Genomic DNA, 14,381 nt, shown 5'->3' with positions numbered 1-14,381 from the left:
CATTTAGCGGATCATCGCTGCATTAATTTAAAAACTTACTTTTTGATTTGAGATTTCACCTGTTTAGCTTCTGTTAGCACATCCGGGAAATCTTTATAATTAGCAATAATCTGATCTACTGTATAGGATGCCTGATACTTATCTCCTAACGCAAGATAATTTTTAGCCATTAATACCAGGGATTTAGCTCCCCAATATTCTTCAGAAGCATAGTTGTTGGAAAGCTTAAAGATGGTCTCGTTAGAAGACTTAAATGCTTTTCCTTTGTTCTGATAATAAGCTTTTGCATATAGTGCTTCAGCGGCAACCTCCGGGTTAGCAGATTTTTCTAGAGCTGTATAAGCTTTTTTAGCTTCAGAATCATTACCGCGCTTCATAGAACTTCTGGCTTTGATAATCTGAGCCTGCTCTTTTACTGAAGGAGAATTTTTAGTATTGGCTAAAACCTGATCTGCATATTTTTCTGCCTGGCTAAAGTCTTCTGCATCTACAGCAATCTTCATCATTTCTGTAACAGCATAGTTCTTGATACCAGCATTGGATGAATTAACAAGATTTTGAAGGTATTTCTTCGCTTCCACAGGATTGTTTTGTGCAATGTACAATTGAGCCAATCTTACCTGTGCATCTTCCTGATATTCGTTTTGAGTATTTGCTACTTCATTAAGAACAACAACTGCTTTTGTGTTATTCTTAGTCTGGTAATAGCTTTCTCCTAATTCGTACTGAGCCTGATATAGCTTTTCACCTGTCGGACGCTGTGTCAGATATTTTTCATAATAAGTAATAGCTCCTTTGTAGTCTTTATTGGCATAAAGCTTCTGTGCTGTAGAAAGGTTAATCTCATCCAGTTCGCCACTGCTTATTTTAACACCAAGAGATGAAGCAAAACTTTGGTAGCCTGCTGTATCTCCATTTTTAAGATATACAGTCTTAGCTGCAGCTACTATCTTGTCCGCGTAGGCTGTCCCTTTGTAAGTATTTCCTAAGCTCTTAAATTCTGCAATAGCTTTGTCTGCCTGTCCCAGATCTGCATAGTTCTGTGCTCTGTAGATAGAAGCATTTGCAACTAGGTCCTTATCCGGAGAAGTTTTAATAACCTGATTGAAGTAATCGTTGGCTTCAGCATATCTTTCGTCGGATGCATAAGCTACACCGATTTCATACTGAGCATCGTCTGTATACTCACTATTCTTATAAGTGGAGATAAGTTTCTTCAGAGCAGCAATTTTAGCTTCAGAATCCCCTTTAAATCCTAAAGACATTGCTTTCTGGAACTGAGTATAATCTGTACCATCTGAATTTTGATCATAGATAGCAATAGCATCATTCAGCTCATTATTTGCATAATGCGTATCGGCTAAACGAAGTTCTGCATCGTTTTTAAACTCAGTTTTAGGATTTTGCAGGTATAACTTAAAGTATTTCTGAGCATCCTCGAACTTTTTGTTCTTAAAGTATGCATAAGCCAAATCGTATGACAACTGTTGTTTTTCTTCAAAGTTTACACCAGAGTTATATAGTTTCTGCAAGGTTTCTGTTGCCGAACCATAATCCCCCATTTGATATTGACTCTGTCCCATCCAGTATTGTGCACGGGCGTTGAAGTCTTTGTTGTAATTGTACTTTAGTGAATATTCAAAAAGCGTTTCAGCTTCTGTGAAGTTTCCTTTATTAAATTCTTCAGTACCTAACAGGAAAGCAGCTTCCTGCTCAATTTTACCAGTTTCTGCAGATTGGCTTCCCAATTTTTTAATTGCAGAAAGTGTCTCTTTATAGTTACCGGAATACAGATAAGATTTTACCAAAAGACTTTTCATCTCCTGAGAATTTCCTGCATTCGGATATTTAGCTAAATAATTCTGAATAACCTGAGAATTGGACTCAAAAGGGTTACCAATATCATAACCTAATTTAGCATATTGCTCATAGGCCAATTGTTGAACTCTGGAATCATAATTCATTTGTGATGCCGAACGGAATGCCGATAATGCCTCACGTTTCTTTCCTACTTCCAGATATGCATTTCCTAATTGGTAGTATGCATTTTGTGCTAAAGCAGACTGAGAACTGATTAGCTGATTGTAATAGCTAACCGCTTCATCATAACGCTTCATCTGTGCCGCTACGAATCCCATTTCGTAAAGATCACTTTCTGAAGGAACACTTTTACTGTTCAGGTAAGTTTTCAGATAAGGATATGCAGCAGCATAGTCCTTTTTCATAAAGTAAGACTCTCCTATGATTTTGTTTACTTCTGCAGTATAATCTTTGGAAATATTCTCATTCAGTAATGATTTTCCCTCCTCTATTGCCTTGTCATAATTCTTCTGATTGAAATATAACTGTACATAGTAAGGTCGGATAGTTTGTGCATATTTAGGATTATCCTTTATAGTATCGAAATACTGGAATGCTTTTTCAGTATTGCCTTCTGCATATTGTAAATGCCCAAGCATATAAGCTACATCCTTTTTCCCATCTTCATTAGCATTGGCATAAGCTTCATCCAATGCTTCAATAGCTCCTTTGGTATCACCTGTCATAAATTTGGCATAACCCAGCTTCAGGATATACTGTGTATTTTCCTCTTTGCTCAGGTTATACTGATTTACTTTCTTCAGGCTTTCCAAAGCTTTTGGAAAATCCTTTTTTGCCAGATAATAATCTGCTAAAGGACCATTCGCCAATGCAAAATAAGCACTCTTCGGATACTTTTTTGTAAAAGCTTCCAACCCTTCTTCAGAATGATTCTGATTCAGGATTACTCCTATAATATTATCATAGAAAAGGGATGCCTCTTTCTTGGCTCCCTCTGGGTTCTGATAAAAATATTGGCGTGCAAATTCATATTGTGCTGCTTTATAAATTTTATTCTGGTAAAGCTTCTCTGCTAAGGATGTTCTGTACTCTTCTCTATTCTTAAAGAAGGCCGATTGTTGGGCAAATGCAGGAGTTACTGCACCAAAAAGCCCGGCGTAAATGAGAATGTTTTTAGGACTCATTAATAAAAAGTAGGTGTTAAACGTCTTTTTCTACAACGATAAACCAATAAGATTTATTGTAGTAATGGTATATTTCGGGTAAAAGTACTAAAAACTTAGTGATTGCCATAAACCGTAGTTGTTAAAAAAAGCATAAATTAACTTTACAGAATTGAGCCTGAATAATTTGTAATTTTAGCTACATATAGAAATTAAGTGTAATAAAATACAGCATCATGAAACAAAGTACCGCCATTGCCAATCGATTACGTGAAGTACTACTCAACGGACATTGGATAGCCAATACCAATTATAAAGAACAACTACAACTGGTTACCTGGCAGCAGGCTATCTATAAGATTGGCAATCTAAATACCATTGCAGCACTTACCTTTCATCTTAACTACTATATTTCAGGAGTTTTGCACACTTTTAATACAGGAAAACTTGAAATAAAAGATCAGTATAGTTTTGATCTGTCACCTATAGAAAATGAAACAGACTGGCAGACGCTTACAGATGATTTTCTGAGAAATGCAGAAATGTTTACGGCTAAAGTAGAAGAAATTTCTGATGAACAATTACAGGAAACTTTTATAGATGAAAAGTATGGTACTAACCTTAGAAATATTGAAGGAATGATTGAACATTGTTATTACCATTTAGGCCAAATTTCTCTTATCAGAAAGCTTATTGCAAGCATCTAATTCGGCTTTTCCGGACTTAATTTATATTTAAAATAATGCGTTCTCTTCTACCCCTGATTTCCAGATATTTTCTTTCCGGGAATTAACATTATGTTAATTTTTATTAAAGCTTTATTATATTTTATTTTACTTTTGTGCTTCTCAACTATAAAGTCCAACATATGAAGCAACTTTTCAGAAGGAAAAATATAATCGACTTAGCATCGAAAAAAGATAATGAAGATTCATCTGGTTTAAAAAGAATCCTTAGTGTAAGGGACTTAACGTTTTTCGGGATTGCAGCCATTATTGGTGCCGGAATATTCAGTACCATAGGTAGGGCTTCTTATGACGGTGGTCCCGCAGTAAGCTTACTATTTCTAATGGTTGCTGTAGCTTGTATTTTTACAGCGCTGTGTTATGCACAATTCTCATCTATGATTCCTGTAAGTGGAAGTGCTTACACTTATGCTTATGCTTCTCTGGGCGAAATTTTTGCCTGGATTATTGGTTGGGCACTTATTCTGGAATATGCTGTATCGAACATGGTAGTAGCTATTTCCTGGTCCGAATATTTCACCTCCATGCTTCAGGGCTTTGGTATAAAGTGGCCCGATTGGCTGGCAATAGATGCAGGTTCCGCATCACGTGCATACGAACAGGTTTTGCATGCTAAAGTCGGAGAACACCTGCCAAGTAATATTATTGCAGCAGCTAAAACATACGAAACAGCTCCTGTTATAGGAAATCTTCATATTCTTTTCGATCTACCTGCAGGTTTAATTACTGTACTGATTACTGCATTGGTATTTGTAGGGATCAAAGAATCTAAAAATGTAAGTAATGGCCTTGTAATCCTTAAATTAGGTATTATTGCCCTAGTTATAGTTGCGGGGGCCTTCTTTGTAAAGCCTGAAAACTGGTCGCCTTTTGCTCCAAATGGTGTAGGCGGAATTCTAAAAGGTGTAGCCGCTGTTTTCTTTGCCTTTATTGGTTTTGACTCCATATCCACCACTGCCGAAGAATGTAAAAATCCGCAACGGGATATGCCAAGAGCGATGATCTATTCATTGGTAGTTTGTACTGTTTTATATATTATTATCTCTCTTGTGCTTACAGGAATGGTAAACTATAAAGAATTACGTGTAGATGATCCATTAGCCTTTGTCTTCGGAAAAGTAGGGATGAATTTTATTGCAGGTGTAATCTCTGTAAGTGCCGTTATCGCAATTACCAGTGCTTTGCTTGTATATCAAATCGGACAGCCGAGAATCTGGATGACAATGAGCCGTGATGGCCTTTTAGGAAAGAAATTCGGGAAAATTCACCCTAAATACAAAACACCAAGCTACTCTACTATTATTACCGGTATTCTGGTTGGACTTCCGGCTATGTTCCTGGATATGCAGTTTGTGGTAGACTTAACCAGTGTAGGTACGTTCTTTGCTTTTATTATGGTATGTTCCGGAATCCTATATCTGGATTACAAAGGTTACAGCAAAACAGCTAAATTCAAGATCCCATACATTAATGGTAAATATCTGATAGGAATTTTATTGATCGCAACAGGTATTATCGTGTATAATAAATTTGGTATTGCCCAAATTAAAGAATCTATTACAGAGAAGCCATTGCTTGTTGTTTTCATAGCTGTATGGACAGGTCTTGCTATAGCTGCTCTTAAATACAAATTTTCATTAATCCCTATACTTGGTATTTTATTCAATCTGTATCTAATGACAGAACTAGGTTTGTCCAACTGGACGATGTTCCTTATCTGGTTAGCAATAGGATTGGTAATCTACTTTACTTACGGATACAAAAACAGTAAACTGAATAAAAAATATGAGCAGTTGGTTTAACTACAGGTTTCACGATGAAGAAGGAAATGTTGTATTCCTTCGAGGTAAAGAAAACATCGATGAACATATTGCTTCGGGAAAATATTCTCAACGTTTAGAAATTGCTTATCGCTTCAAAGGAAATGAAACAACACATTTACCGGACGAAACTATGCTGGGCAAACTTGATAATCTTGAGCATAAATTTGAAAAAGAATTTGCAAAAGATGGTAAAGCTATTTTAGCCCTATCTTTTACTGGTAAAAACAGAAGAGTGTGGTACGTATACACTTCTGATGTACATAGTGCAATTGTTGCTATCAATATGGCCGCTAATGTAGAAACAGAGCTGGATATCATACATGATACAGATGAGAATTGGGAGTTTTATAAAAATTTTTATTCAAAAAAATAACAGAAAGTATTTTTTATATCAAAAAAATATTTACATTTGCTCCGATAAAATATTAACTGCTTCAAAGCAGATAGATAATACATATGAAATTTAATACTAATAATACTAACTGGTGGTGGCTTTCCAAATCTATGTCGGATCTGGGCGCTTCCTCTATGTATTATAATTAGGATAAATAATATTAGAAAAGAGTTTAAGACTTCGGCATATTGTGTCGAAGTCTTTTTTTTAACCATACTTACAATATTAAACCATGAATTTTAACCAGAACATTAACATTACAACCAAACATAAAAATTACCTGAGTGACCTGTATACGCCTATAGGAATCTATCTTCGTCTTCGCGACCGTTACCGCGACACTATTCTATTAGAGAGTGCCGGAAACCAAAATACAAACAACAACTACTCTTTTATCTGTGTAAATGCAATTTCCGGTATTGAGATTAAAAGCCTTACAGAAATAGAAGTTAAATTTCCTAATCAGGCACCCGAAAAACACCAGCTGGGAAGTGAAAAACTCACACAGGTTTTACAGGAATTCTCGAATTGTTTTGTTCCGGAAAAATCTGAACATCCTTTGGCAAATCTGGCACAGGGATTATACGGATACACCAGCTACGATGCTGTTCAGTTTTTCGATACGGTAAAATTCAAACCAGCTTCTCCGGAAACCGATATTCCGTTAATGCGTTACAGATTATATCAATACGTAGTTGCCATCAATCATTTCAATGACGAAATGACAATTTTCGAGAATAAAATCAAAGGTCTGGAATCTGATTTTTCCACTCTGGAAACTTTTATCAATCAGAAAAATGCACCTGTATTCCCTTTTGAAACAAAAGATGAGGAAAAGTCCAACCTTACTGATGAAGAAATGGCTGAATTAGTAGAAATGGCCAAAAAGCATGCGATGAGAGGCGATACTTTTCAGATGGTACTTAGCCGCAGATTCGAGCAACAATTTTCAGGAGATGAATTCAATGTCTACAGAGCATTGCGAAATATCAACCCTTCCCCTTATCTTTTTTATTTTGATTACGGAAGTTATAAAATCTTTGGTTCCAGTCCGGAAAGCCAGTTGATTATCAAGGATCAGAAGGCAATTATCCATCCTATCGCCGGAACATTTAAACGTACAGGAAACGTAGAAACTGATCTTGCTTCTGCAGAAGCGCTAAGAAAAGATCCAAAAGAAAATGCTGAACACACTATGCTTGTAGACCTCGCAAGAAATGACCTTAGCATAATGGGTAAAAATACAACAGTATCCAAGCTCAAAGAAATCCACTTCTTCTCTCATGTTATTCATATGGTAAGTGAAGTTACTGCAGATGTTGCTGTAGGAACAAATCCTTTTGAAATGATTGCTACAACTTTCCCGCAGGGAACACTAAGCGGTGCTCCAAAATATATGGCTATGGAACTTATTGATAAATATGAAAAAACTTCCAGAGGCTACTATGGTGGCTGTATAGGATTTGTAGGATTCGACGGGAGTTGTAATCAGGCTATTATGATCCGTACATTCCTTAGTAAGAATAATACACTTTATTATCAGGCCGGAGCCGGGGTTGTTGCCAAATCCGATACTCAAAGTGAAGTGCAGGAAGTAAAAAACAAATTAAATGCATTAAAATCTGCATTAAAGAAAGCCAATAAAATGGTTAATTATTAATCGTTAATGGTTATGAAAGAAGACAATATTGTTAAACAGAAAAGTTTTGATTTTGCGGTTCGGATCATAAAGCTTTACCAGTATTTATCTAGTGATAAGAAGGAGTTTGTTTTAAGCAAACAAATATTACGAAGCGGAACCAGCGTAGGTGCAATGATAAGAGAAAGTGAACATGCACAAAAAGAAATTAACGAAACTATTTATTGGTTGGAGTTATTTCAGGCTACTGATTACCTTTCAGTGCAAGAATTTGAAAGTATGAATGAGGATGCTGTTGAGATTATAAAGTTGATAACAAGCATTATTAAAACCACTAAAAATAACATTAACAATTAACCATTGAGAATTAACAATTATGAAGATATTAGTTTTTGACAATTACGATAGTTTTACATATAACCTTGTACAGATCATTGAAAAAATAGTCGGACATTCTGTAGACGTGATCAGAAATAATCAAATCACACTTGCTGAAGTAGATCAGTATGACAAAATCATTCTTTCACCGGGACCTGGAATTCCTTCGGAAGCAGGAATTCTTCTGGATTTGATCAGAGAATATGCTCCAAAAAAAGAGATTTTTGGTGTATGTCTTGGCCAGCAAGCTATTGCAGAAGCATTTGGTGGAAGCCTTATTAACCTTTCCGAAATATACCATGGGGTGGCTACTGATGTACAGATTATAAAAGACAATACATTACTCTTTAAAGATTTACCTGAAAACTTTGAAGCAGGAAGATACCACAGCTGGGCTGTGGCTAATGAGAATTTCCCTGAAGAGTTGGAAATAACGGCTGTGGACGACAAAGGAATGATCATGGCTCTGCAGCACAAAAATTACAATGTCCATGCTGTACAGTTTCATCCCGAAAGTATCCTTACACCACAAGGTGAAACTATTCTTAAAAACTTTTTAAATGCTTAATAATCCATGAAACAGATATTACAATACCTTTTCGATCATCATACACTTTCACGGGCTGAAGCCAAAGCTATACTTAGTGAAATCGCACAAAACAGATACAATGAAAACGAAGTCACAGCTTTTGTATCAGTATTTCTCATGCGTAACATTACACTTGCTGAATTAGAAGGTTTTCAGGAAGCATTATTACAATTAGCTGTTCCTGCAGATTTAGGCACTAATGATCTCGTTGATATCGTAGGTACAGGCGGAGACGGAAAAAACACTTTCAACATATCAACATTGGCCAGCTTCATTGTAGCCGGAACAGGACAACAAGTAGCCAAACATGGTAACTATGGAGTTTCTTCTACAAGTGGAGCCTCGAATGTATTGGAAGAATTAGGTTATCAGTTTAAAGATAATGCAGAAGATCTGAAAAAAGATCTGGAAAAGGCAAACATCTGCTTTATCCATGCTCCACTCTTCCATCCGGCACTGAAAGCTGTAGGACCACTTCGTAAAAATCTTGGACTTCGTACATTCTTTAATATTCTTGGTCCATTGGTAAATCCTGCGAAACCGAAATACTCCATGATTGGTGTTTATAATCCGGAAATTGCACGCATATACCAATATTTACTGCAAAAACAAAAAGAGAAGTTTATGCTGGTACATGCTTTAGACGGGTACGATGAGATTAGCCTTACACAGGATACCAAAATTTATTCTGAAAAAGGAGAAGAAATTTATTCTGCAGAAGACTTACATTTTAAAACTATCACAGCAGATAGTATATTTGGTGGTACAAGTAAGCAGGAAGCTGCAGAAATTTTCCTGAATATATTAAAAGGTAATGCTACCTACGAGCAAAACGCAGTTGTACTAGCTAATGCTGCTATGGCTTTAAAGAATACAGGTAAATATGGAGATTACGATTCTTGTCTGGCATTAAGCAGAGAAAGCTTGGAAAGCGGAAAAGCCTTTAGAAGTTTACAATTGTTGGTTCACAATTAGATGTTTTTATCTAAATAAATCCATCAATTAATAACCAATAACTAAGAACTAAAAAAATGAATATACTAGATAAAATTGTTGCACAAAAACAGCTGGAGCTAACGGCTGCTAAGAAGCTTATCTCAACAGAAGAATTAAAAGACCATGCTTTCTTTTCACGTAAGACTTTTTCATTAAAAGAAAGTGTAAAAAACAAAAGTGGTATTATTGCTGAATTCAAAAGAAAATCTCCTTCTAAAGGTATTATTAACGATATCCAAAATCCCCTCTCTGTTGTTTCTTCTTATGAAAAATATGGAGCAAGCGGTATTTCTATACTTACAGATACGGAATTCTTCGGAGGATCAAAAGAAGATATTCTAAATGTAAGAGAACATATCAACATCCCTATTCTCCGTAAAGACTTCATGATCGATGCTTATCAGTTCTATGAAGCCAAAGCTATGGGAGCAGATGTGGTTCTCCTTATTGCAGCTTGTTTGTCACCGGAGCAGGTTTCCGAGTTTACAGTATTGGCACATTCTCTGGATCTGGAAGTTCTTTTGGAAATTCATACAGAAGAAGAATTAAAACATTTCAATACCAATATTGATTTGGTTGGTATTAACAATCGTAATCTGAAAGACTTTAAAGTAGATTTACAACACTCTGTTAATCTTAAAAACCTCCTTCCGACTGGAACCTTATCCGTGGCAGAAAGTGGGATTTACAATACCGAAGACTTTTTATTCCTAAAAGAGAAGGGATTTGATGCTTTCCTGATGGGTGAATACTTTATGAAAGGAGAAAATCCGGGACACACATTCTCTGAATTCGTGTCCAATATAACAGTCTAACAATGGAAAATCAAAATCATCACCCGAAACTTAAAGTATGTGGATTAGCACACCTCGATCAGATTCAGGAACTACAGAAGTCTGAAGTTGATTTTCTTGGATTTATATTCTATCCTAAATCGCCACGTTATGTTCTGAACCATTTGAATTTAGAACAAATATCAGAAATAAATCATTTGGGAAAAGTTGGCATTTTTGTAAATGAAGATGTTGCTATAGTTTCTGATATTGCCAAAAAAGCACATTTGAATTACATACAGCTTCATGGCGACGAAACTATAGAATATATACTCAATCTGAAAAAACTTCTTCCGGATATACAGATTATTAAAGTATTCCGAATTGGTCAGGAGGTAAATACCGAAGCTCTTAAATCCAAAATTTCAGAATTTGAGGTTTATTCAGATTTACTTCTGTTTGACACGGACTCTAAAGCTTATGGCGGAACCGGGGAAACATTTAACTGGTCGGTTTTGGATCAATTAGATTTACAAAAACCATACTTGCTAAGCGGAGGAATTTCTTCTGAAAATATAGCTACAATGGAAGGCTTAAAAACAAAACCTTTTGCTTTGGACATCAACTCCAAATTTGAAAATAGTCCGGGAGACAAGAACTTAGAAAAGATAAAAGAATTTATACAACATATCCAACAATTATAAAAACTAAAAATGAAATACAAAAATCCTGATCAATACGGATATTATGGAGATTTCGGAGGTGCATTCGTCCCTGAAATGCTTTATCCTAATGTAAAAGAGTTAGAAGACAATTATCTGGATATTATCAATAGTGATGATTTTAGAAAGGAATACAATGCTCTACTTAAAGACTATGTAGGCAGAGCTACTCCACTTTATTTTGCTAAAAATCTCAGTGACAAATACCAGACAAATATATATCTGAAAAGAGAAGATCTGAACCATACAGGTGCCCATAAGATTAATAATGCACTAGGACAGGCTCTGCTAGCAAAACGACTGGGCAAAAACAGAATTATTGCAGAAACCGGAGCTGGCCAACATGGTGTAGCTACAGCAACAGCTTGTGCCCTATTGGGACTGGAATGTATTGTTTATATGGGTGAAATTGATATTGCGCGCCAGGCTCCAAATGTTGCCCGGATGAAAATGCTTGGAGCAACTGTAGTCCCTGCAACTTCCGGAAGCAAAACACTTAAAGATGCCGTAAACGAGGCTTTAAGAGATTGGATTAACAATGCCTCTACTACTCATTACATCATTGGCAGCGTTGTAGGTCCTCACCCTTTTCCAGATATGGTGGCAAGATTCCAGAGTATAATAAGTGAAGAAATAAAATTCCAACTGAAGGAACATATCGGACGTGAGAATCCTGACTATGTTATTGCTTGTGTAGGCGGCGGAAGCAATGCTGCAGGAACCTTTTATCATTTTGTAGATGAACCTGGTGTTGGTATTATTGCTGCAGAAGCCGGCGGTCTGGGTAAAGATTCCGGTGAGAGCGCTGCAACTACTTTTTTAGGAACATTAGGGATTTTACATGGTAGCCAGAGCCTTGTAATGCAAACAGAAGACGGGCAAGTTATAGAACCTTACAGTATCTCTGCAGGGCTTGATTATCCGGGTATCGGTCCATTCCATGCGCATTTATTCCAGGAAAAAAGAGCAGAGTTTTTCAGTATAAATGATAATGAAGCATTGAAATCCGCTTTTGAACTTACCAAACTTGAAGGAATTATTCCTGCATTGGAATCTGCACATGCTTTAGCAGTATTGGATCATAAAAAATTCGGTAAAGAGGATGTTGTTGTAATATGCCTTAGCGGACGTGGTGATAAGGATATGGAAACTTATTTGAAGCATTTAGCTTAACTTTTAATCTCTAAACAATGAAAAAACTCAATATATATTTTACTGCCGGAGTTCCTCAGCTGAATGATACAGCACAAATAATGAGAACCATTCAGTCTGCCGGTGCCGATATGATAGAAGTGGGAATCCCATATAGTGATCCTGTTGCAGATGGTCCTGTTATTCAGAAATCTGATGAATTGGCTTTACAAAACGGGATGACCATTGCTAAGCTTTTTGGACAATTGAAAACAGTAAAAGATGAAATCAATATTCCGGTAATTCTTATGGGATACCTGAATCCTGTTTTGAAATTCGGTTTCGAAAAATTCTGCCAGGAATGTCAGGCCTCCGGTGTTTCCGGATTAATACTTCCCGATTTACCTCCTATAGAATTTGAAAAGAAATATCAAAAGATTCTAGAGCAATATGGTATCAATTTTACTTTTCTTGTGACTCCGGAAACTTCGGATGAGAGAATCCTGTATTTGGATAGTCTAAGTTCTGGCTTCCTGTATGCAGTGAGTAGTTCTTCTACAACCGGTACCAATCAGGAAATTGATAACGATGCTTATTTTAAACGTCTAAGTTCACTGAATCTGAAAAACCCAATACTAATTGGATTTAGTATCAAAAATAAAACTGATTTTGACAAAGTAGCACAACATGCAGATGGTGCAATTATAGGTTCAGCTTTTGTGAAAATTCTTTTAGAAAATCAGGAATGGGAAACCAAAGCTGCAGAATTTATAAAATCAATTAAATAAGATTATCCTCCATTAAATGGGTATAATATCTTGAGCTGTACTTCTCCTGATTTAATAAAACCTGGTTGAATACAGCTCAATTTTCATTAATAACAATATACTGATTTTAATTAACTTAGTAGTAAATTCTATTATTATGGAACAGAAAATAGATAACTACAAAGATTTTTATAGCTTCTATCTTACAGAGCATAAGGATTATACCTGCAGAGTATTGCACTTTACAGGTACAGCATTAGTATTTATCCTGCTATTCTATGCACTCTTTTCAGAGAGATATTATCTTCTTTGGTTTGTTCCGGTTGTTGGATATGGCTTTGCATGGGTTGGTCATGCATTTTTTGAAAAGAATAAACCCGCTACATTTACCTATCCTCTATGGAGTCTTATCTCAGACTTTAAACTTTTCTTTGAATTATTAACAGGTAAACAAAAGTTCAGACAACAGAAATGACAGTGATTTATTATTAAGCGTTTTCTTCCATAACATCCTGTAATGCCCGAAACAAATTAAGTGGATATTCGGCTAAACGATTACAAACATAAAGATACCATTCCTTTCCATATACAAAATACAATTTGGTAGGATAACCTTCTTCTTTTAATTTGGTTAACTGTTCAGTCTGTATACCATATAAGCTTTCAAATTCATAGGTCTCTTTTTCAGGCTGGTATTTATTGATAAGAGCTTTGGCCTCTTGCTGAATTTCATGGTGATGTGTAGCGATAGAACACAGATGTTGCTGAGATAGCAATTGTTCAACATAATACAGATATTGATCATCCAAAGCATTACCACGTGGAAGAGATAAGCCTTTTTCTGTTTCAAATGCTCCTTTTACCATGCGTATTCTGCCTTTCTCTTTAATTATATCAACAAAATCATCTTTTGTTCTATAGAGATATGCCTGTAATGTTATTGATAAGTTAGAGAAGTCTTTGGAAGCTTTTTTATACAATTGTAATATTGCATCTGTTCTTTCAGTGCCTTCTGCACTTATAATTACTTCCTTATCTCCAGCCGCTGTACAAATAGCTGAAATATTTTCAAAACATAAATCTTCTGAAATGGCCAATCCTATATGAGACAAATCCAGAGACACTGTAGAATTCAAATTTTGGTTATGAATTGCCTGACAAATATTTACAAATTTATCTTTAGCTTCCAATGCTTCTTTTACAGTACGTGTACTCTCTCCCATAAACTCTATAGAACATTTAAACTCTCTAGAATTTTCTTTGATAACTTTATTAACTGTTTCAGACAGATTTTCACCACCAATATATCGGTTTGCAGCTTTTTTCAATACTTTGAATAATGCTTCGTTTTGTATTATATAAGCTTTTGCATCTTCATTTAATGCTGCTTTTCGAAGTGCCTGAGATCCTATTGCCAGTAACTGTTCCATATAATTTAA

14 protein-coding genes are annotated in these 14,381 nt (G+C 35.8%); 12 read left to right on the top strand and 2 right to left on the bottom strand.

The genetic code is table 11. The annotated features are described in order from the left end of the window. Positions 1 to 35 precede the first annotated feature (35 nt). Entirely contained in the window at positions 36 to 3,005 is a 2,970-nt protein-coding gene (locus tag C8J95_RS04945; RefSeq protein WP_107809004.1) for a lipopolysaccharide assembly protein LapB, read from the bottom strand. A 215-nt stretch (positions 3,006 to 3,220) separates the two neighbouring features. Here C8J95_RS04945 and C8J95_RS04940 point away from each other — a divergent pair, with 215 nt between their 5' ends. From C8J95_RS04940 to C8J95_RS04880, 12 genes are all read left to right on the top strand, one after another. Next, complete coding sequence (locus tag C8J95_RS04940) at positions 3,221 to 3,691, top strand: DinB family protein (RefSeq protein WP_107809003.1); 471 nt, start codon at positions 3,221 to 3,223, stop codon at positions 3,689 to 3,691. A 161-nt stretch (positions 3,692 to 3,852) separates the two neighbouring features. Beyond that, positions 3,853 to 5,532, top strand: coding sequence for an amino acid permease (locus C8J95_RS04935; protein ID WP_107809002.1), 1,680 nt, complete (start codon positions 3,853 to 3,855; stop codon positions 5,530 to 5,532). Continuing rightward, positions 5,516 to 5,926 carry a DUF695 domain-containing protein gene (locus C8J95_RS04930; RefSeq protein WP_107809001.1) on the top strand — a complete coding sequence of 137 codons (411 nt, stop codon included), beginning with the start codon at positions 5,516 to 5,518 and terminating at the stop codon, positions 5,924 to 5,926. The genes C8J95_RS04935 and C8J95_RS04930 overlap by 17 nt, the downstream gene beginning before the upstream one ends. A gap of 253 nt (positions 5,927 to 6,179) precedes the next feature. Beyond that, positions 6,180 to 7,607, top strand: coding sequence for an anthranilate synthase component I family protein (locus C8J95_RS04920; protein ID WP_107808999.1), 1,428 nt, complete (start codon positions 6,180 to 6,182; stop codon positions 7,605 to 7,607). A gap of 6 nt (positions 7,608 to 7,613) precedes the next feature. Then, the gene (locus C8J95_RS04915; RefSeq protein WP_107808998.1) at positions 7,614 to 7,943 is read left to right on the top strand and encodes a four helix bundle protein; all 330 of its coding nucleotides are present in this window, start codon (positions 7,614 to 7,616) and stop codon (positions 7,941 to 7,943) included. Between the two features lie 19 nt (positions 7,944 to 7,962). Further along, positions 7,963 to 8,532 carry an aminodeoxychorismate/anthranilate synthase component II gene (locus C8J95_RS04910; RefSeq protein ID WP_107808997.1) on the top strand — a complete coding sequence of 190 codons (570 nt, stop codon included), beginning with the start codon at positions 7,963 to 7,965 and terminating at the stop codon, positions 8,530 to 8,532. Positions 8,533 to 8,538: 6 nt separating this feature from the next. Next, positions 8,539 to 9,528, top strand: coding sequence for an anthranilate phosphoribosyltransferase (gene trpD / locus C8J95_RS04905; RefSeq protein ID WP_107808996.1), 990 nt, complete (start codon positions 8,539 to 8,541; stop codon positions 9,526 to 9,528). Positions 9,529 to 9,584: 56 nt separating this feature from the next. After that, entirely contained in the window at positions 9,585 to 10,364 is a 780-nt protein-coding gene (trpC, locus tag C8J95_RS04900; protein WP_107808995.1) for an indole-3-glycerol phosphate synthase TrpC, read from the top strand. A 2-nt stretch (positions 10,365 to 10,366) separates the two neighbouring features. After that, positions 10,367 to 11,026: a phosphoribosylanthranilate isomerase gene (locus C8J95_RS04895; protein WP_107808994.1), complete on the top strand. Its 660-nt coding sequence runs from the start codon at positions 10,367 to 10,369 to the stop codon at positions 11,024 to 11,026. Positions 11,027 to 11,035: 9 nt separating this feature from the next. Next, on the top strand, positions 11,036 to 12,217 hold the full coding sequence (gene trpB, locus C8J95_RS04890; protein ID WP_107808993.1) for a tryptophan synthase subunit beta: 1,182 nt from the start codon (positions 11,036 to 11,038) through the stop codon (positions 12,215 to 12,217). 17 nt (positions 12,218 to 12,234) lie between these two features. Further along, positions 12,235 to 12,963, top strand: coding sequence for a tryptophan synthase subunit alpha (trpA, locus tag C8J95_RS04885; protein WP_107808992.1), 729 nt, complete (start codon positions 12,235 to 12,237; stop codon positions 12,961 to 12,963). A 136-nt stretch (positions 12,964 to 13,099) separates the two neighbouring features. Then, on the top strand, positions 13,100 to 13,417 hold the full coding sequence (locus tag C8J95_RS04880) for a DUF962 domain-containing protein (protein ID WP_107808991.1): 318 nt from the start codon (positions 13,100 to 13,102) through the stop codon (positions 13,415 to 13,417). A 13-nt stretch (positions 13,418 to 13,430) separates the two neighbouring features. Here the strand turns inward: C8J95_RS04880 and C8J95_RS04875 are convergent, their stop codons facing one another. Continuing rightward, on the bottom strand, positions 13,431 to 14,372 hold the full coding sequence (locus C8J95_RS04875) for a proline dehydrogenase family protein (RefSeq protein ID WP_107808990.1): 942 nt from the start codon (positions 14,370 to 14,372) through the stop codon (positions 13,431 to 13,433). Positions 14,373 to 14,381: the final 9 nt, after the last annotated feature.

Origin of the sequence: Elizabethkingia sp. YR214, assembly GCF_003058195.1 — a bacterium.
GTDB lineage: Bacteria > Bacteroidota > Bacteroidia > Flavobacteriales > Weeksellaceae > Elizabethkingia.
This window is presented reverse-complemented; position numbering and strand designations above follow the sequence as displayed.